The sequence below is a fragment of the Myroides albus genome, assembly GCF_024722315.1.
GTDB lineage: Bacteria > Bacteroidota > Bacteroidia > Flavobacteriales > Flavobacteriaceae > Flavobacterium > Flavobacterium album_A.
Genome location: NZ_CP102754.1, coordinates 2424204 through 2442995 on the forward strand (window position 1 = coordinate 2424204; position 18792 = coordinate 2442995).

At 31.4% G+C, this 18792-nt stretch carries 19 protein-coding genes and 2 pseudogenes; 12 read left to right on the top strand and 9 right to left on the bottom strand.

Annotation, left to right across the window (positions count from 1 at the left end; genetic code table 11):
• Positions 1–58: 58 nt before the first annotated feature.
• From NWE55_RS11060 to NWE55_RS11080, 5 genes are all read right to left on the bottom strand, one after another.
• Complete coding sequence (locus NWE55_RS11060; protein ID WP_155092195.1) at positions 59–442, bottom strand: DUF3784 domain-containing protein; 384 nt, start codon at positions 440–442, stop codon at positions 59–61.
• A gap of 1 nt (position 443) precedes the next feature.
• Positions 444–1355 (bottom strand): alpha/beta hydrolase, encoded by a 912-nt coding sequence (locus NWE55_RS11065; protein ID WP_155092196.1) that lies wholly within the window; start codon positions 1353–1355, stop codon positions 444–446.
• A gap of 16 nt (positions 1356–1371) precedes the next feature.
• Entirely contained in the window at positions 1372–1962 is a 591-nt protein-coding gene (locus NWE55_RS11070; protein ID WP_155092197.1) for a hypothetical protein, read from the bottom strand.
• 22 nt (positions 1963–1984) lie between these two features.
• Positions 1985–2269 (bottom strand): DUF2089 family protein, encoded by a 285-nt coding sequence (locus NWE55_RS11075; RefSeq protein WP_155092198.1) that lies wholly within the window; start codon positions 2267–2269, stop codon positions 1985–1987.
• A gap of 159 nt (positions 2270–2428) precedes the next feature.
• Positions 2429–5155: a toxin-antitoxin system YwqK family antitoxin gene (locus NWE55_RS11080; protein ID WP_155092199.1), complete on the bottom strand. Its 2727-nt coding sequence runs from the start codon at positions 5153–5155 to the stop codon at positions 2429–2431.
• A gap of 278 nt (positions 5156–5433) precedes the next feature.
• On the opposite strand from NWE55_RS11080, the pseudogene NWE55_RS11085 reads away from it, so the two are divergent.
• Positions 5434–6791, top strand: a pseudogene (locus tag NWE55_RS11085) (IS3 family transposase).
• Positions 6792–7133: 342 nt separating this feature from the next.
• Here the strand turns inward: NWE55_RS11085 and NWE55_RS11090 are convergent.
• Positions 7134–8111 carry an EamA family transporter gene (locus tag NWE55_RS11090; RefSeq protein WP_155093440.1) on the bottom strand — a complete coding sequence of 326 codons (978 nt, stop codon included), beginning with the start codon at positions 8109–8111 and terminating at the stop codon, positions 7134–7136.
• A gap of 241 nt (positions 8112–8352) precedes the next feature.
• Between NWE55_RS11090 and NWE55_RS11095 the strand changes: the two genes are divergently transcribed.
• The 9 genes and pseudogenes from NWE55_RS11095 (at position 8353) to NWE55_RS11130 (ending at position 13199) form a co-directional block, all read left to right on the top strand.
• On the top strand, positions 8353–8511 hold the full coding sequence (locus NWE55_RS11095) for a transposase (RefSeq protein ID WP_155093441.1): 159 nt from the start codon (positions 8353–8355) through the stop codon (positions 8509–8511).
• A gap of 428 nt (positions 8512–8939) precedes the next feature.
• Positions 8940–9122: pseudogene (locus NWE55_RS17050) on the top strand (HNH endonuclease); the annotation flags it as partial.
• A gap of 10 nt (positions 9123–9132) precedes the next feature.
• The gene (locus NWE55_RS11100) at positions 9133–9597 is read left to right on the top strand and encodes a YrhA family protein (protein WP_155093442.1); all 465 of its coding nucleotides are present in this window, start codon (positions 9133–9135) and stop codon (positions 9595–9597) included.
• A 306-nt stretch (positions 9598–9903) separates the two neighbouring features.
• Entirely contained in the window at positions 9904–10032 is a 129-nt protein-coding gene (locus tag NWE55_RS11105; protein WP_258204064.1) for a hypothetical protein, read from the top strand.
• A gap of 19 nt (positions 10033–10051) precedes the next feature.
• Positions 10052–10591, top strand: a complete 540-nt coding sequence (locus NWE55_RS11110; RefSeq protein ID WP_258204065.1) for a hypothetical protein — start codon at positions 10052–10054, stop codon at positions 10589–10591.
• Positions 10592–10647: 56 nt separating this feature from the next.
• Positions 10648–11187 (top strand): hypothetical protein, encoded by a 540-nt coding sequence (locus NWE55_RS11115; RefSeq protein ID WP_155093211.1) that lies wholly within the window; start codon positions 10648–10650, stop codon positions 11185–11187.
• A gap of 197 nt (positions 11188–11384) precedes the next feature.
• Positions 11385–11750, top strand: coding sequence for a hypothetical protein (locus tag NWE55_RS11120; RefSeq protein ID WP_155093212.1), 366 nt, complete (start codon positions 11385–11387; stop codon positions 11748–11750).
• A 288-nt stretch (positions 11751–12038) separates the two neighbouring features.
• Complete coding sequence (locus NWE55_RS11125; protein ID WP_160339609.1) at positions 12039–12515, top strand: YrhA family protein; 477 nt, start codon at positions 12039–12041, stop codon at positions 12513–12515.
• A 21-nt stretch (positions 12516–12536) separates the two neighbouring features.
• Complete coding sequence (locus NWE55_RS11130; protein ID WP_208103219.1) at positions 12537–13199, top strand: SMI1/KNR4 family protein; 663 nt, start codon at positions 12537–12539, stop codon at positions 13197–13199.
• A 134-nt stretch (positions 13200–13333) separates the two neighbouring features.
• Here the strand turns inward: NWE55_RS11130 and htpG are convergent, their stop codons facing one another.
• Positions 13334–15190, bottom strand: coding sequence for a molecular chaperone HtpG (htpG, locus tag NWE55_RS11135; protein ID WP_155093214.1), 1857 nt, complete (start codon positions 15188–15190; stop codon positions 13334–13336).
• A 161-nt stretch (positions 15191–15351) separates the two neighbouring features.
• Here htpG and NWE55_RS11140 point away from each other — a divergent pair, with 161 nt between their 5' ends.
• Together NWE55_RS11140 and NWE55_RS11145 are read left to right on the top strand one after the other, a co-directional pair.
• On the top strand, positions 15352–15810 hold the full coding sequence (locus tag NWE55_RS11140; protein WP_155093215.1) for a lipocalin family protein: 459 nt from the start codon (positions 15352–15354) through the stop codon (positions 15808–15810).
• 11 nt (positions 15811–15821) lie between these two features.
• On the top strand, positions 15822–16523 hold the full coding sequence (locus NWE55_RS11145; protein WP_155093216.1) for a YiaD family glycine zipper/OmpA-like lipoprotein: 702 nt from the start codon (positions 15822–15824) through the stop codon (positions 16521–16523).
• A gap of 195 nt (positions 16524–16718) precedes the next feature.
• On the opposite strand, the gene NWE55_RS11150 is transcribed toward NWE55_RS11145, so the two are convergent.
• Positions 16719–18224, bottom strand: a complete 1506-nt coding sequence (locus NWE55_RS11150) for a PspC domain-containing protein (protein WP_155093217.1) — start codon at positions 18222–18224, stop codon at positions 16719–16721.
• Positions 18217–18558, bottom strand: a complete 342-nt coding sequence (locus NWE55_RS11155) for a PadR family transcriptional regulator (protein WP_155093218.1) — start codon at positions 18556–18558, stop codon at positions 18217–18219. The genes NWE55_RS11150 and NWE55_RS11155 overlap by 8 nt, the downstream gene beginning before the upstream one ends.
• Positions 18559–18792 lie beyond the last annotated feature (234 nt).

Here is an 18792-nt window from a genome sequence, read left to right on the forward strand (position 1 = left end):
CGAGGCTTTTTTAGTTATAGTTGTTTAGAATGTATTATTAAACAAGCCTTTATTTTTTTTAACTAATAAATGGTAAAACAACACAGACAAATAAAGTAATGAAGTATAGTACCCATTCATACCAGCGCATAGGATCTGTAGAATACTTTAATCTCGCATAAATATTTGAAATCAATAATGGGAGTACACTGAAAATAAGTATGATAAAATGTATAAACTCTGATACATCAATAAAATAGAAGACTATTCCTAAAAGAGCTAATACTATACCCGTACAGCGGACTGTGCGGTTAATTATATTAACAGTAGAGGTGATGTCATAAAGCTTTTTGCGCTCTTCTGATAATGTATTGTAACCTGCTAACATACTGTCAGCATTAGTAGGTGTTAGAATAAAACTAATTCCTATATACATTATAGCGATAACAAAATATACGGTCATATTATTTCTTTATAAAGTTAACAATAGTAGGTACTAGTTCAGCGTGAAGAGGCACATCAGGCTTCTTGTATAATGCTAAGTTCTCCTCCTCTTTTACAACTGTTTTTAGTACGTGATTCATTCCTTTTAACGTGATAAGAGTAGCAGTAGGTACAGCTTGTTTTAAGTTGTCTCCCTGATCTGTCTTGACCTGTAAGTCCTTATCCCCTTGTAAGATTAAGATCGGTTGTTTTACTTTTTTAAGTTCTACAGTAGGATCGTAATTCATCCAAGAGATAAGGTAAGGCTGAACAGAAGTGCGATATAAGCTTTGTAGCATAGGAGGGATGCTATCTACTATTTCGCCTTTTCTAAGTTTAGCATGAATGTCTTCTATTGATTTCGCAAAGAAAGGTGCTTGCGCTGTTATCTGTTTATACAGTGTTTTATCTATTGTCTCTCCTGGCCCTTGTAGTGAGATAAGCTTAGATACAGTACTATTGTCTTGACTAGCCAATGTAGCGACTAAAGCTCCTTCGCTATGTCCTATCAATACAATATTTGGATAGTCCCTTTTGAAGTAATCAATAACAAGGTTGAGGTCTTTTACGTTATCATCAAAAGTTACATCAGCTTCATTCATTGTCTGGTTCTTCATTTGAGCAAACATCCTCTTGTTATACGTGAAGGTGTTAATACCATTCTCTTTTAGTCCTTGAGCAAGGTATTTATAGGAGTTCGCATTTACCCCTGCAGGATTGTTTCCATTCTTGTTAGTAGGGCCAGAGCCCGCTATTATAATGGCAAGTTGTTTACTGTCTTTATTCGCTAAGTATAAGTCTCCATCAATTTCACTGTCTACCTGAATAGCTGTTTGTGCAAAGCTAAATGAAGTAGCAAAGCATACGATAAGTGTAGTTAATAGTTTTTTCATAGTGTTGTTGTGTTGATTAATATAATGTAGTGATTAGTCTTGTCAGAGTATCTACAAGTAAGATGATTAGTACGAAGACAATAATCATATATTTCTTTTTGAGATTTGTAGCTAGTTTGAAACCTTGGTAGATATAGTATCCAAAACCAACTAGACATAGAATACTAGCAAATGACGTAATGATAAGATACACAAAACCTTGTGGATTACTTTTGAACAATATTTCAGGATTAGCAATATTGTCAATAAGTTGAAGAGAGAAATCACTTAGGTAGCCATTGATATCAAATAGTACACTTATATCTAGACATATACGTGCAATCAATACAGTGTTGAGTATATCTATTAGTCGAGTCTTTTTGTTGATGATTTTTCCAAATACGAATAAAGCAAGTGTCATTACTATTGTTGTGATAACAAAGTCACTCAAGGTTTGGGCAAGTGTAGGTGCTGACTTGAGAGCTATTTGTTTTAGAATTGCTATACTACGCATATGAGTTAATAGTTGAAGACAACTAATAACTACTCCAGTTAGTACACCGATTGCTAAGAGTGTTTTCTCTTGTACGTTTTCAAATGGTTTAAGAATGTAGTTTTTGAGTGTCATAAGGTTGGTTGTTTATAGTGAGTTATTCTTTTTTCTGTAATTCTTGAATATGTTCTATCATATCATCAAGTTTATTTCGGACAGTAGGGTAACTGATATTCATCTGTAATGCCATTTGTTTTAGACTCCCACTGTTTAAAAAGAAGGCTAAGATAAACTCCTGTTCCTCTTTACTCAGCTGTAAGAGTAGGGGCAAAGTGAAGTTACCATTGACGATAGTCTGACAGTGCTCACAAGATAGCTGAGTGACCTTTAGTTCACTTTCACAACTCGGACAATGTATAGGAAGTTTGGGTTTAATTGACATAATATGAATAGTTTGTTTAATTTTGTTCAAATCTAATTTAATAAAATTAATATTTATATCAAAATAGTTAATTAAAATAAAGAGCTTTTAGATTTCTATGAACAAAAAAATCCCAAGTATAATACTTGGGATTTTAGTATGTAAGAAATTATAGGTCTCTTAGTATGCAGATACAGGTACAGGTACCTCCGCTGCTTCTGCTGCTTCAACTGCTGCTTCTGCTGCAGGTACACCATAATCATAACCGTAGTTATCATGATAATAACTCTCACTATTAAACTCATTGTAAGGGAATAAATTACTTACAGTTATCTTGTTGATAGTTAAAGGATTTAGACTGCTATCGCCTTTTTTCACTTTAGCTTCCATAACGAATAGTTCTTTGTGATCTTCATTCAAAATCTTTACAGTAAGATTTCCTTTTTTACTGGTTAACAGTGTATAGTTACTTGGTGATTCACTGTAATAGTTATATGCATTTTGGTTTAGGTCATTAATAGCCACAGTACCATCTGTTAGAACTCCATCTTTAAAAGTAGCTTGATATTTTATTTTGCCACTTTCGAAGTATTGATACTGACCATCTAAGTAGTTGTCTTTGACATTGTATTTATAAATAGGAGTTCCAGTTGTACTGTCATTAATAGTTCTACTAAAAGTGGCACTATTTTCATATTCTTCATGTAACACTAAGGTAGTTGGGGTCTTTCCATCTATATCTAATAGATACATTTTTTTAGCTTGAATTATTCCATTTACATATTCAGTAGTGTTGTAGTACATATAGTCTATCGAAGTAAGCGTTCCTTCGTATGGATAGCCATTATGATAAACTAAAGTTGATAGTACTTCTCCTTCATTGTCATAATATGTTGTTGCTCCGTGTAATACTCCTTCTTGATATTCAGCGATAGACTGCAACACATTATTACTATATATCTCTGATTTTGTTAAATTACCTTGATTGTCGTAGTAATTGATCGTAACGATTTCATCACTATGAACATATTTTACTATTTCTTTACCTACTTTTAGTCCTTTTTTATAAGTTGTTTCTGTTAGGTAATATAAGTCATTTTCCCATACAGTTCCTTCAAAAGCAGCTCCATCTTTGTAAGTAGCTGTGGAGATTATCTCTCCTTTTTCACTATAGAATTTTCCTTGCTTATTATAATCGATATCAGCTTGTAAATAATATGTCGAATTTGTGTTTTGTTTTAAAGCATATATTTTTTTAGCTAAGGTCTTCCCATCTTTGAATTTAGTGATAGCAGATATTTGCTTATCGTAAGTAAAATCAACTAAAGTACCTGTCTGTGTCAAATGATCGTATATACCTAATTCCTTTCCTGTCTTATCATAGAAAGTTTGTTTGATAGGAGAATAGGTGTAGGTTGCAGGCGAATATTGTGAAATGCTTGCCTTATTTCCATTGTTATAGTATTCTACTACTTTAGAAATATTTTGATTTTGATAAAACGTTTCTGAACTAATCGTAGATTGACCATTAGTAGTTTCATAAGTAGCTTCGTAGACTAATTGTTCTTTTTCATACTTGGAAATACTCGAAATCAGATCATTACTCATCGTATACTGCGTACCAGATATATTGACAACGCCGCCATACATAGGTTCTTCCTTATACGTTAATCTACCTAACTCTTTTCCCTTTGTATCGTAATAGATCGAAAGGTTGTTTTTCGTAATTTCAAATGGTTTGCCATTAGAATATAATTCTATGCGCTCTACTATTTTGGCGTTTTTGTAAGTAATTGTTAAGTTATCACTATAATCTGTTCCATCCTTAGGGGTATATCCATCAGTATCATAAAGTAATTGACTTTTTAGAGTTCCATCTTCATTATAGAATTCCTTCTTAAGAGTCTGATAGTTTTCATTGCTATAGATAATGCTTTTGACTGTATTGTTTTTTGGAGTAACATAGTAATCTTCTGATTTGATCATTACATTGTTCTTATAATGATATACTGAATAGATATCATCAGGATTATTGTCATAGACATTAAAGTAGTATTGAACACCTTCACTTTTAGTTGAGTATCCATCGCTATCCAATTCGCTTCTGTATGTACCTAAGAGCTTTCCATTTTTGTCGAAATATTCTTCTGTAGTTATGTTATTAGAAACGACTGATTTACTTTTAATTTGTCCTGTTGTATAGAAATTAGTAGTTTGTAATATCTTAGAATCAGTATATTTAGAGACAGATTGTACACTAAAATTACTATAGTTAATAGTCACTGACTCTCCTTCTACCAATTGTCCCTCTTGATATGTAGCAGCATACGTTGACACGCCATTTTCATCGAAGTATTCTTCTGCAGAAGGATAGTTGTTTTCGTCAAATTGATAGGTTAATTTATTTTTGTCATTTTTAGGGTTAATAACCTCGTATTTATAATAAACACCATCTTCTACTTCAATGTAAACATATACACCATTCCAATTGAATAAAGCTTCTCCAGAATATACATTGTTATCATAGTATTCACAATTGTATACTTTACCATTGCGAGGATCAATACTTGTTAATTTTGTGATTGAATTGTTTTCATCATAGGTAAAAGTTGAATTTACTTTACCGTTTGTATCGAAGTATTGTACATCACCTTGGTATAAGGCTGTAGCGTTTCCTTCCATGAAAGTACCATTTCCTTTGCTTTCTATCTTATTTGTTTTAGCATTGTAAACCTCGATAGTTTTAAGGTCTGTATTACCTTTGATAGGTTTAGCAATTTTAAAAAATTTAGCATCTTTCTTTTGTACGATATAATCATAGCTATCTACCCAAATTGTGTCTTTGGCTACCTGGCTAAATACTGGAGTAGCGAAAAGGATAGCTAAAGGGAGAATCTTTTTAATCATAGACTTATACTTTAAGTGATTTTATTTGTTTTGATAGGGTAAAAGTAAAGAAGTATTGAGTAATATTTTCTCATATTGGCAATAATTTATAAGATCAGAACTAAAATCACTACTTTCAGCGATTCGTCAATGAGTTGCTTATTTTGTGTATTATTATTGTGCTTTATGCTTTTGGGGATAATAAATATAGAACAGATAGTGTAAATCGTCAGCAAAAAGTGGACAGTTAAGATACTATAAATAAGATAGTGTTTTCAAAAAATGATAACTTTATAATTATGGGAAGAGTCAGTAAGAAAACACCAGAAAGTATGGTAAAAGATATCCGTAAAAATACGCGTAGACTATTTACCTCAGAACAGAAAGTATTGATTGTAATAGAAGGATTACGAGCAGAGCTATCTGTATCAGAACTATGTAGAAAATACTCCATTAGTCAAACTCAGTTCTATAAATGGAATAAAGAGTTTTTAGAGGCAGGTAAAAAACGATTATCAGGAGATATTACAAGAGAGGCTACCAGTGATGAAGTAGCAGAGTTACGCAAAGAAAATGCAAAACTAAAAGAGGTAGTTGCAGATTTGGTATTGCGTTACGATATTGTAAAAAAAACCTTAGACATGCTGGAATAAATGAATTATATCGCAAGTATATGAGACTAACAGCAGCAGAGAAATATGAGCTAATCCAAAGTGTAACCACAAGTGAATTGGGAGTTAAAAAGACTCTTGAAGAGTTTGGTATTCCTAAAAGCAGCTTTTATAAATGGTATAAACGTTACTTAGAAAAAGGATATGATGGATTAGAAAAAAGTAAGCGAATAAGTAATAGGCAATGGAATAGTATTCCTGAGAGTCAACAGAACTTAGTTGTTGAGATAGCTTTAGAATATCCTGAATTATCTTCACGAGAATTAGCTTATAAAATTACAGATGAACAAGGTATCTATATCTCAGAGTCCAGTGTTTATAGAATATTAAAGAAGAGAGGTTTAATACCCGCTCCAAATCATATTCTAATAGAAGCATCTAATGAATTTAAAGATAAAACACAGTTTGTACATCAAATGTGGCAAACAGACTTCACGTACTTTAAAATTATTGGATGGGGTTGGTATTATTTAAGTACGATTTTAGACGATTACAGCCGTTATATTATTCATTGGGAACTATGTGACTCTATGGAAGCTAATGATGTAAAAAGAACCGTAGAAACAGCTATAAACAAGGCAAAACTCAAATCAAAAGCAAAACCTAAGTTGTTATCTGATAACGGACCTTGCTACATCGCAAAAGATTTAAAGATCTTTTTAGAGAAGGATATGAAAATGAAGCAAGTACATGGGAGACCTCTACATCCTCAAACACAAGGAAAAATTGAGAGATATCATAGAACAATGAAAAATGTTGTAAAACTTAATAATTACTATCATCCTGAAGAGCTAATAGATGCTATTGAGGTTTTTGTAGAAAACTACAATAATAACAGATATCACGAGGCAATTGGAAACTTAACTCCTAAGGACGTATATTATGGAAAATCAGATAAAATATTAGAAAAAAGAGCTGTTTTAAAACAAGAAACTTTAACTAAAAGAAGACAGTTGTATAATCAACAAAAATTAATAAATTTATAACTAAAACACTATCTTATGCTTACGTCCTAAAAGTCTACATTAGTTTGAAGACATACAGTGTGCTCTACTTATTTTTGAAATGATGTTTTAAGGTTTTATCCTTCCATTTTTTATCGAATGTTGACTGTTTCTCCTTGCGTTCGTTAAAAGTAAATTATTGACATGATATTCGATACAAATTGATTCATAACTTGAGTCAAACTCACGTTATTGATATTGGTATAGGAGTGTAATTAGTTGAAGGGCAGTGCGTGTAGAGAAAATAGAAAATAAAAAAAAGCCTTCAGAAAGGTGAAGGCTCTTTAAGCTAAACTATGGAAGTTTATATTTTGAATGAAATTACTATTGAAGTTCTAACTCTTTTTTCTTGAAGATTAGACTGCTGTTCATCAGTACAATAGCTGATAAGATTAGCAAAATACCAACCCATTGTATTAGAATTACTTTTTCACCTAAAACTAAGAAAGCTACAGTAACTGACGCAGGTAGTTCTAAGGATGAGATAATACTTCCTAATCCTACACCTGTCAACGGGAATCCCATATTCAAGAACATTGGCGGTAATACGGTACCAAATAAAGCTAATACAATTCCCCAACCGTAGAAGATACTCCAGTCGAAATCCCTGATACCATCTGTGTTTTGAGAAAATTGAAGGTAAAAGTCCTTCATAAACTCAAAGTTATTTGGCCCAATTTGAGTGACAAATACAAAGATAGTTACGATTATAGCAGCTCCAGTAAGCATACACATACTGCGTTTTGTGGCAGGTAAGTGATTTGCAATACGACCAGAGGCAAACATTGTTGTAGCAAACGAACACGATGCTAAGAAGCCAAATATTACTCCTCTAATATCTAACTCAATCTTACTTGCCATGATATTCGTAGCTAAGACAGTACCAAATAGAATTAATGCTATAGCAACCAATTTTGTCAAATTTGGAAATGTTTTGGTAGCTATACTATCTAACACTACTCCAATCCATACAGATTGCATTAAGAGAACAACGGCAATTGACGCGTCGATATAACTTACAGCCATATAATATAAAACAGAAGTGAATCCCATGGAAGTTCCTGCTAATATTAAACTGCGTACGTTTTTAGAGGTAGCTTTTGGTTCATCTGCTTTCTTTTTGCGAAACAAGTGAATCAAGGATACACATAGCAGACCAAGTAGTACCTGAGAATATGTTACTTCAGCAGTGGTAAATCCACTCTTATATGCAAGTTTTACAAATGAAGCAAGCATACCGAAACTTGAAGCTCCTAAAGCGACTAAGAAGACTCCTTTTACTACATTATTTTGTTCTTTCATCTTTTTCTATTTTGCTTAACAAAGGTAGTTAATATTTTTTGAGCGATATAGGACAAATGTCTATATAGTACCTATCAAATAGTAATTGAAAATTGTGGCAGTTTAGGGAACGGGGAATGGGGAACGGGGAACAGGGACGGGGAACAGGGACGGGGAACAGGGACGGGGAATGGTGTAGGTTTCCCTAAAAATCGGACAGTTGTTAATTTGAAAATATTAACTTTAAATAAAACTGTCAATTATGAAAGTAAGTAATTTTAGTGAGAACCAAATCATTAAAGCTCTCAAAGAAAATGAACAGGGAAGATCAGTAAGTGAAATCTCTCGAGAATTAGGTATTGATAAAAGCACGTTTTACTATTGGAGAAAGAAGTATGGTGGAATGGAAAACTGGAGTTGAAACGTTTAAAAGAACTTGAAGAAGAAAATCGCAAGCTCAAACAGATGTATGCCGATGTTAGTTTAGACAATAAAATGCTCAAAGATATTCTATCAAAAAAGTTCTAAGCTCAGCAGATAAAATAGAAAGGGTTAAGTATCTGTTAGAGCAATATAAGTTATCCATTGTTCGTATTTGTTTATTAGTTGGTCTATGCCGATCAATTAAGAGGAGAGCTAACTGAACTAAAGAATATTGTTGAAAAAACGATTAAATACACTAAGAGAAGTGATGCAGATCGTATTGCTTTAAGAAAAGTTTACGACAGTAAAGTCAGAAAAGAATTTTTGAAAGATTTAGCTAAAAATGAAAAATATCTAAAATCAAAAGGGGTTTCCCAAACAGATATTGAAAGCATGAAAAAAGGTTGAAATCCTGAAAACTATCAGGTACATCATAAACTCCCTTTAGATGATGGAGGGACTAACGATTTTAGTAATTTAGTATTAATCAAAAATGACCCTTATCATCAGGCATTAACAAATTATCAAAACAAAGTGACAAAAGAAATGAAAGCAGTTGACAGTAAATCTGTTACATGGTATACAATGGAAGGAAACATCTACCCATAAAACTTGGACTATGAGAAGTATAATAGAAAAATCAAAAAGTATAATAAAGCTAAATTATGAGATTGGCTATAAGATAAATCAACCAATAACCATTGAATCATTAGGGCGCTTAGAAAAATATATGATTGAAAAATTTTCAATATCAGTACCTAACTCCTTAAAGGAAATATTACAAATATCGAATGGTTTAAACTATGATGGAGTCTTCTTATATGGTTTGTCAGAAAAAGTTAATTTAAATCTAATTGAGGTAAATTTAAATTGGCACACTGATGAAGATTTTGCAAAGTTTATCTTTTATGCAGATACTGACCTTTACTTATTCGTACAAGAAATAGAGACAAAAGTATTTAGCTTTCGACCAAGAGATAACTTTGATGAAGTGTTATTAGAAACAACTGACGATGAGCTATTCTTTCAAATAATTTTAGAATGTGCTTTAGAAGGAGGAATAGAAGAGAAATATTGTGAATAATAAAGAAGGAGAATTTAGTTTATAACTGAGTCTCTTTTTGCATTAAACGGTACAAATATGTTCGGATTCTAAACAGTTAGTTGTTGATTACAAAGAATGGTTATTGATTTGTAGTACAGTAAAGTAGGTATCATTATTAAGTAATTAACAAATAAGTATGAAGTTAAAATAGCTAATGGTGAAATCATTCTACCTCAACGTGCTGATAGAAGATTAGCAGCACATTCAAAATTAAGAGCTCTTGATCAAGCTCTTAAGGCAAGAAGAGAAGCAGGAATACATGTAGATAGAAATTCTATTAAAGAAATGAGTTTAAGTAATAGAGCGATAAAACCTAAGGATATATTAGAAAACAATGGAATTCCTCCTTTGAAAAAAAGATGTCAAAACTGTGAATATTTAACAGATGGAATTCAACTACACGGACACAAATAATATAAAAAAACAAAAAAATATGATGAGATTAGAAGATATAGACCACTCGCTTTATGTGCAAGATGATGTAAATGGAGAACATATTTATTACCTAGACCCTGAATTGACGAAGCCTTATACGGGAGTAATATATAATAAATGGCGAGGTAAGATAGAAAGTGAAGCAGAATTTATAGATGGTTTAAAAAATGGATTGGAGCATGTGTATAATGAAGAAGAAGAATTGATACTGATTAGTGAGTGTAGAGGAAATATTGAGTTTGGAATCTCAAAAGAATTTGAGAAGGGATACCTTACATCAGTAAGTATAAACTATAATGGTAGATTAGTAAAATATTTAGAAATAGGTCATAATTATGAGATAATTAATGTTCAAAAATTTTACTACGATGTAACTAAAGGGGACAAAATACCCGAAGGTGATAAGATAATAACTAAGATGTCTTATGAAAGACTACCGAAGTATATAAGAATACTGTTAGAACTATCTGATAAGGAATTGGTAGAATATGAGTTTAAAAAAGGTAACCCTTATTTAAGACCTCCTTATAATATTTAATATTTTTAGAGGTAAACATCTTTATATATATTAATAACTTAAATAATATAGTAAATATGATGAGATTAGAAGATATAGATGATTCATTTTATGTAGAGAATGATGTAAATGGGATAGTAACATACTATTTAGACCCAGAATTAACGAAGCCTTATACGGGAGTAATATATAATAAATGGCAAGGTAAGATAGAAAGTGAAGCAGAATTTATAGATGGTTTAAAAAATGGTTTAGAACATATCTATAATGAAGATGGAGAACCGATACAGATTAATGAATGTAGAGGGAATGTTATGTTTGGAATAACTAAGGAATTCCAGAAGGGATACCTTACTTCAGTAAGTATAGTCTATAATAATAGTTATATAAAAAGCTTAGATGTAAATAGAAATAAAGAAATAATCGATATTCAAAAAAATTACTACGATGTAACTAAAGGGGACAAAATACCTGAAGGAGACAAAATATTAACTAATATGTCTTATGAAAGACTACCGAAGTATATAAGAATGTTGTTAGAACTGTCTGATAAGGAATTGGTAGAATATGAGTTTAAAAGAGATAATCCTTATTTAAAACCTCCTTATAATATTTAATATTTTAGGACAAACATCTTTATACATATTAATAACTTACTTAATATAGTAAATATGATGAGATTAGAAGACAAATAAATACTATTCTAATTGAATAATGTTTTTAAAAAATGATTTAGCTTCTAATTTTGTTTTCATCAAACAAAAAATGGAGCAGAAACATATTACATTCTATTTTTTACCCCAATAGTTTAAACATGGATAAATTGATAATAGAAATTTATATCAACTGTAGTGATATAAATAAAGTAGAATATTTAGTTTCAGAAGTAAATTTAAGAAGAAATGTAGATTTTGATCTATTGATAGAATTAAATTCAGATAGGGATAGTGTGAAAAAACAAATTTTCCCAGATGGATTCTTATACTTTACTATTGTTTTAGCCTACTATAAGGAAACTGACTATTCTTTAGATGATATATATAATAGCACACTGTTATTAGAAAAGTATTGGTCAAACAATATTTGTGCTATAGCTTGTTGTGATTTTGAGGATAAACTTCCTGAAAAAGGAGGTTATAAAAGTGAAGCTATATATAATTTGATGACAATGAATAATTAAAATAATCTTTATGAATTTAAACTTGTATGTAATATTAATGTTATTTTATCATTTGAAGAGGAATTTAATAGGATGATTAACCCATTTGATACATAGATTCTGAAGATTATAATTTTGGGCTTTTATTTTAAACAGAATTAATAACCTTCAAAAAAAACATAATTTTATATCCATACTTATGGTGTAAGGTCTGTGAAAATAGGATAAAAAAGGAATGTCTGCAGGGGAAAGTAAAACAGTTAGTTGATACATAATGAAAAGGAATGTTTATCCTTAAAATAAAGTAACATGAAACAAATTAATGAATTAATCAATGATCTTGTAAAGGTTAAGAGTGAGTATAATGAAGTTATTCAACCATTTGTATCTAATAAACAGTTAGGTGAATTAGACAAACTATTTACTGAACAATTTAGTGTTAACTTATCCGAAATCTATAAGAATATTTTACAAATAACCAATGGGTTTAATGAAAACGGGGTATTCTTGTATGGCTCAGAAACAGCTCTAATAATTGGATATGATGATGTTTTTTTAAGCGGAATCATAGATTCCAACTTAAATTGGCACACTGATGAAGATTTTGCAAAGTTTATCTTTTATGCGGATAGTGACCTTTACTTATTCGTACAAGAAATAGAGACAAAAGTATTTAGCTTTCGACCAAGAGATAACTTTGATGAAGTGTTATTAGAAACAACAGACGATGAGTTATTCTTTCAAATAATTTTAGAATGTGCTTTAGAAGGAGGAATAGAAGAGTGATTGTTTTTTAAATAAGAAATAATGGATTTAAATAAGATTTTAATAGAAAATGGATTAAAGAATGCTACTATTCTAGGGGAAAATTATAAAGGAGTATTCGAACATTCTTTATGGAATGAACTTTTAAAAACTAATGAGTTTGTTAACCGAAAAGAAATAGTATTAAAGTATTGGTTAATATATAAAGAAAAGCTTACTAGAACATATACATTACTTGAAAACAGTTTAAAAGATGTTTTTATTGTGCAACATTTGAATAAGTTTAAAATAGTATACGTTTTTGAAATTAACAATGAAGTACTGATTTATGAAGGTAATGAGCCAATAACGGAGAGTGACTTTTTGAAAAATCTACCTGAAGATATTAGGGCTTATTATATGAATGTACATAATGGTTGGTATGAAAGTTTAAGTGGTGGTTTAGGTTTTCTCCCTCTAGATAAGATAGAGTTTCTAGATGAATCTGAGTGGGGAATCTTAGAAGAAATTAAAACATTAGATATTGATTTGAGTAAAACATATTACTTATTTCACAATGCAGGAGCAGGATACCTATGTGTTGATATAGAAAAGAGTGTTGATGAAGCAAAGTATCTTATTTGGTGGACTAATAAGGAACCAAAGTATGATATTGATTTTTGGAGTTTCTTAGATGCATGGATTGAGATAGGTCTAACAAACTAAGTTTATGTTTATCACTAAAAGGCTGTGTAGACTTCCCTAAAAATCGGACAGTTGTTAATTCATTTGTTGTATCATTATAAAACAAAAAAAGCCCATAACAGTAATGTTATGGGCTTCTATGGAAGTATTATTGTTTATTTCAGATTGTTGAAATTTCTTTTTACGAAAGCAGTAAGTTCTTCCCCTTTTAATAAACCTTGAGATAGTTTGGCAAGGTCCATCGCTTGTTTGATACTTTCTGTTCTGGTTGTTTCATCCGTATTACCAATGATATTAGTTGCAAGTGGAGAGTTGGTGTTTACCACAAGGTTATACATTTCTGGAAAATTACCCATTCCGAACATACCTCCACCGCCAGACTGGCTCATTTCTTTCATACGACGCATGAACTCAGGTTGAGTAATAATAAACGGTTCTGCTGTGCTATCTAAAGCTTCAAGCTTTACAGTATATTTATCCTTAGGTACGATATTCTCTACAATTTCTTGTAATGATTTTTGTTCATCTTCAGATAATTTAGAAATCTCAGTATCTTCTTTCTTAATCAAGTTATTGATGTGGTCAGAATCTACACGCACGAAAGTCATTTTTTCGTTGTCACTTTCTAATTTTTGAATTAAGTGAGAAACGATAGGAGAGTCTAATAGTAATACTTGATATCCTTTGTCTTTCGCTGCAGCAATATAGCTATGTTGAGCATCTTTGTTGGATGCATAAAGGATTACTAAATTGCCATCTTTATCCGTTTGGTTGTCTTTAGTAGCTTCTTTTAATTCTTCTAATGTATAGAATTTGTCATCTACTGTTGGATAAAGCATGAATGCTCCCGCTTTTTCGTAGAACTTCTCTTCAGAAAGCATACCGTATTCTAGTACGATTTTGATATCATTCCATTTACTTTCGAAATCCTCTCTGTTTTCGTTAAATAACGATTTTAATTTATCCGCTACTTTACGAGTGATATAGTTAGAAATCTTTTTCACATTACCATCTGCCTGAAGGTAAGAACGAGATACGTTCAGTGGAATATCTGGAGAGTCGATTACTCCTTTTAACATAGTCAGGAAGTCTGGAACTATGCCTTCTACGTTATCTGTTACGAATACTTGATTTTGATATAATTGAATCTTGTCTTTTTGCATTTGAAGATCAGCACTTAACTTAGGGAAGTATAAAATACCTGTTAAGTTAAATGGATAATCTACGTTTAAGTGGATGTTGAATAAAGGATCTTCGAATTGTGTAGGATACAACTCTCGGTAGAAGTTTTTATAATCTTCATCACTTAAATCAGAAGGTTGTTTTGTCCAAGCTGGATTAGGATTATTGATAATAGTATCTACTTCTACTTTATCCTCTCCTTCACCTTCTTCATGCGTACCGAACTTAATAGGCACAGGCATGAATTTATTGTATTTTACTAATAATTCACGGATTTTATAGTCCTCTAAGAAATCAAGAGAGTCTTCTGCGATGTGTAATACAATTTCTGTACCTCTTTCAGTTTTGTCGCATGCTTCTAAAGTGTACTCTGGGCTACCATCACAAGTCCAATGTGCAGCAGGCTCATCTTTAAATGATTTAGTAAATATTTCTACTTTATCAGCAACCATAAAAGCAGAGTAGAACCCTAAACCGAAATGGCCAATGATTCCTGTATCTTTTGCTGAGTCTTTATATTTTTCTAAGAATTCCTCTGCACCAGAGAAAGCAACTTGGTTAATGTATTTTTCTACTTCATCTTTAGTCATTCCCAGTCCTTGGTCGATAATATGAAGTTTTTTATTTTCTTTATCTATTTTAACTTCGATAATAGGATTACCATATTCTACATTAGTTTCTCCTATTGTAGTTAAATGTTTTAGTTTTAATGTCGCGTCGGTCGCATTAGAAATTAACTCTCTTAAAAAAATTTCATGATCGCTATACAAGAACTTTTTGATAAGTGGGAAAATATTTTCCACGGTAACGTTAATTTTTCCAGATGTCATAATATTATATTTAATATGTTATATAATGTTCGTATTTTGCTTGTACAAAAGACAAAAAAGATACCAAAGGAAATTAATGTGTCAATTTGGCAGAGATGTGTCTGTTGTTATTTGATTATTTGTAAATTTGTGATTGAAAAATTTGAAAAAAATAAAATGATATGAAAAAAGCACTTTATTTGGGAGCTATTGCTTTAGCTGTAGTTTCTTGTAAACCGACTATGGATTCTAAATCTCAAGTTGGATTGAAAGGAGAATGGACTCTTGTAAAGGTTAATCGAATTGGTGGTGAATTTGTAAAAGTAAATTCATTCAATATTGCTGATGCAGATTGTTTTGTTGGTAGTCAATGGAAGTTTGTATCAAATAATAATACAGGCCATATCTCTTTGACAAAAGGGGGAAGTTGTCCAAGTTTTGAAAGTGATTTTAAATGGACTATATCTCCAGCAGGTAAGTTCGAATTCAAATTTATTGATGAAGGCGTAAAAGCAAAACACGTAACTACAGGTTATTCTATGCAAGTTAAAAACCAAACTGCTGCTTCTTTTGAATTAGTGGATAAGTTTTATGCAGGAGGACAAACGTATGATGTAACGTATAAATTTGTTAGAAATTAATAGTAATAGGTATGAGAAAAATTGCAACATATTCTTTGGCAAGTTTGCTACTTGCTACTTCTATCGGCTTTACAAGTTGTGACTCTGTAAAAAATTCTAATAACACACAAAGAGGTGCTGCTATTGGTGCTGCAGGTGGTGCTATTATCGGTGGTATCCTTGGAAATAACCTTGGTAAAGGAGGTAACGGTGCTTTAGGTGCTGTACTTGGAGGTGTTATTGGAGGGGCTGCTGGTGGTGTTATTGGAAATAATATGGATAGACAAGCACGCAAGATTGAAGAAACTGTACCAGGCGCACAAGTTGAACGCGTAGGTGAAGGTATCAAATTAATCTTAGGTGAAAACTCTGTGAACTTTGCATTAAACCAAGCTACTTTAACGGATAAAGCTAAGACTAACCTGGACAAGTTAATTATTGTGTTTAAGGATGAGCCTGATACTTATATTGATATTTACGGATATACTGATAATACAGGTAGAGAAGAATACAACCTTAGTTTGTCAAAAAAGAGAGCAGCATCTGTTAAGCAATACTTAGTGCAAAAGGGTATCGCTGCATCGCGTGTTAAGACTGATGGTCTTGGAATTGCAGATCCTATAGCTTCAAATGATACAGAATCTGGCAGAGCTCAGAATAGACGTGTGGAGTTTGGTATTCGCGCAAATGAGAAGATGATTCAAGATGCTCAAAATCAATCAGGAACTTATTAATTTAGTCATATAAGCTAAAATATAAAAGCTGTTCTATTTTTAGAACAGCTTTTTTTATTCAGGTCAGTTGATACGCTATTTTATCTATCTTGTTTTTTTTGCCAGTCATAGAGCTATTTCACGATTTTTAACTACACAGATTGTTCACTTTTGGCAGAGGGCTCTGCTAATTACTGTGAATTTTGAATCAGTGGATTAGCAGTCAATGCATTCCATTACTTTATTTTCTTTCATTTGGTAGATGTGATTAGGCTTGAATAACTCTTTTTCATTGCCTAATAGTTCTCTTGTTTTATTGTCTATATAGACACTTTTTCCTATGGGTAGATAGATGTATAGTTTTAACTGCTTTGACTCATCTGATAGGTAAGTGTCAGAAATAATAAGGTTGTCTTGTATTTTCTTGGTTTGAATTTGTTCTATTTCTGGTGTATTCACTAACGTTTTGTTTTTTGTAGATACAGTTTTTGAAAAATCTCCTTCTATTTTTATATAAATATATTCCTGAAAAGATGGGATTATTTCAAAAGTAATAGGAACTTGCACTATATTCTTTTCACTTAAATGCTGTATTATCTCAGCATTGTCTGACTCAAAGAAACTTGGTTTAACTAATGTAATATTTAAGACTTCTGTTTGTGGAAAATCGATATTAATTTTGTTACTTACTTCTGCAATCTGAGCAGTTTTTTCGCTTGTATAATAGGAATTGTAATTCTCCATTTTTAAAAATGGCAAGGCAAAGGCAACTATAGCAATAAGCCAAACAATGAATAGTCCCAATAGGGTTGCGAAGACATATCTAATGTTTGTATATATTAATCTAAGTCCTATGAGTAATAGTCCTATAAAAGGTAAGGCTGCAATCATGAAAACTAACAAAGTACTCAAGGTAAATGAAAACATGGCATCATTAAAAAAGGGAATATGATTAGCTATTCCCTCTCTAATGATTGTTTCTTTATTGACATAAGTGGTTATTCCAGCTACAATAATTGCAAAGAGAATGGTACTACTTAACGCGATTATGAATACACCAAAAAGGTTTTTAAACCATTTCGCGCTTTTTTGTCCTACTTTTTCAGTTTCTGTCTTGATCTTATCGTAATCAACTTCGCTGATTTTATTTGCTACGTAGTTGATATTGTCTTTTACTTTTTTCTCTATCGTATTGATATTGATGGGCTCTCTTTCCATTTCTAATATCTGCGATGTCGTTTTTGCTTTTGGTACTACAATCCAAAAAATGAAATAAAGAAGTATTCCTGTTCCATAAAAAAGAACTAGAATCAAGAAGATAATTCTCAACCACAAAAGATCAATTCTTAGGTAATGGGATAGACCTGCAAGTACTCCGCCAAGAATCCCTTTCTTGCTATCTCTATATAGTTTTTTTGAAGTTGTGAATGTATAGTGATTTTCAGATGTTGTTTCTTCTTCACCATAGTTATAATCTTCAGGTTTCCCCATTATATTAATGACTGTATCTACATCGGCAATCGTGATTACTTGGTTTTTGTCACTGATGTTTTCTGAGAATAATTCGGCAATTCTAATTTCTATGTCGTGAATTATTTCATCTTGTTCTTCTTTTAACAATGAATTTTTGATGGCTTTCAAGTAAGAATCAAGTTTTTGATAGGCATTTTCATCTATGTGAAATACTAATCCAGCGATATTTATAGTTAATGTCTTATTCATTGTTAGAGGCTTTAGATGTTATTTTATAAACAGCATTTGCAAGTTCTTCCCAGGTTTTAGATAATTCTTCAAGGAAACCTGTTCCCTTTTCAGTTAAGTTGTAATATTTTCGTGGTGGTCCTGAATTCGATTCTTCCCATCGATAGGCTAAGTAATCGTCATTTTTTAACCGCGTTAGTAATGGATATACTGTTCCTTCTACCACTACGAGTTTTACGCTTTTAAGCTCATCGAGTATTTCAGAGGTGTAGCAATCTCTCTCTTTTAGAATAGACAGGATGCAAAATTCTAAAATACCTTTTCGCATTTGGGCTTTGGTATTTTCAATATTCATAAGTTTTATATTGGCTTCATGTTTCTTATGCAAAGATATATCTAAAAGAAGGTACTTTGTATAGCATAGTACTGTAAATTAACATTATTTTAACCTTAAGATTTGAGTTGGGATTTATGTAAGTGTCTTTATTGGAGTTGATTAAGATGTTTTTTAGGCTTTTTTTACATTTATATAGAGGTATTGTTCCATTATAGAATATATTTACTAAATCATTATAATAATATATAAAAC

Bases quoted from the DNA above. Each gene is read 5' to 3' on its own strand.
- NWE55_RS11115 (WP_155093211.1), top strand. From the start codon at position 10,648: ATGATGAGATTAGAAGATATAGATGATTCATTTTATGTAGAGAATGAT.
- NWE55_RS11150 (WP_155093217.1), bottom strand. From the start codon at position 18,224: ATGAATAAGACATTAACTATAAATATCGCTGGATTAGTATTTCACATA.
- NWE55_RS11130 (WP_208103219.1), top strand. From the start codon at position 12,537: ATGGATTTAAATAAGATTTTAATAGAAAATGGATTAAAGAATGCTACT.
- NWE55_RS11120 (WP_155093212.1), top strand. From the start codon at position 11,385: ATGGATAAATTGATAATAGAAATTTATATCAACTGTAGTGATATAAAT.
- NWE55_RS11095 (WP_155093441.1), top strand. From the start codon at position 8,353: ATGAAAGTAAGTAATTTTAGTGAGAACCAAATCATTAAAGCTCTCAAA.
- NWE55_RS11125 (WP_160339609.1), top strand. From the start codon at position 12,039: ATGAAACAAATTAATGAATTAATCAATGATCTTGTAAAGGTTAAGAGT.
- NWE55_RS11110 (WP_258204065.1), top strand. From the start codon at position 10,052: ATGATGAGATTAGAAGATATAGACCACTCGCTTTATGTGCAAGATGAT.
- NWE55_RS11145 (WP_155093216.1), top strand. From the start codon at position 15,822: ATGAGAAAAATTGCAACATATTCTTTGGCAAGTTTGCTACTTGCTACT.
- NWE55_RS11140 (WP_155093215.1), top strand. From the start codon at position 15,352: ATGAAAAAAGCACTTTATTTGGGAGCTATTGCTTTAGCTGTAGTTTCT.
- NWE55_RS11105 (WP_258204064.1), top strand. From the start codon at position 9,904: ATGAGTTTAAGTAATAGAGCGATAAAACCTAAGGATATATTAGAAAAC.
- NWE55_RS11065 (WP_155092196.1), bottom strand. From the start codon at position 1,355: ATGAAAAAACTATTAACTACACTTATCGTATGCTTTGCTACTTCATTT.
- NWE55_RS11100 (WP_155093442.1), top strand. From the start codon at position 9,133: ATGAGAAGTATAATAGAAAAATCAAAAAGTATAATAAAGCTAAATTAT.
- NWE55_RS11080 (WP_155092199.1), bottom strand. From the start codon at position 5,155: ATGATTAAAAAGATTCTCCCTTTAGCTATCCTTTTCGCTACTCCAGTA.
- NWE55_RS11060 (WP_155092195.1), bottom strand. From the start codon at position 442: ATGACCGTATATTTTGTTATCGCTATAATGTATATAGGAATTAGTTTT.
- NWE55_RS11155 (WP_155093218.1), bottom strand. From the start codon at position 18,558: ATGAATATTGAAAATACCAAAGCCCAAATGCGAAAAGGTATTTTAGAA.
- NWE55_RS11090 (WP_155093440.1), bottom strand. From the start codon at position 8,111: ATGAAAGAACAAAATAATGTAGTAAAAGGAGTCTTCTTAGTCGCTTTA.
- NWE55_RS11070 (WP_155092197.1), bottom strand. From the start codon at position 1,962: ATGACACTCAAAAACTACATTCTTAAACCATTTGAAAACGTACAAGAG.
- htpG (WP_155093214.1), bottom strand. From the start codon at position 15,190: ATGACATCTGGAAAAATTAACGTTACCGTGGAAAATATTTTCCCACTT.
- NWE55_RS11075 (WP_155092198.1), bottom strand. From the start codon at position 2,269: ATGTCAATTAAACCCAAACTTCCTATACATTGTCCGAGTTGTGAAAGT.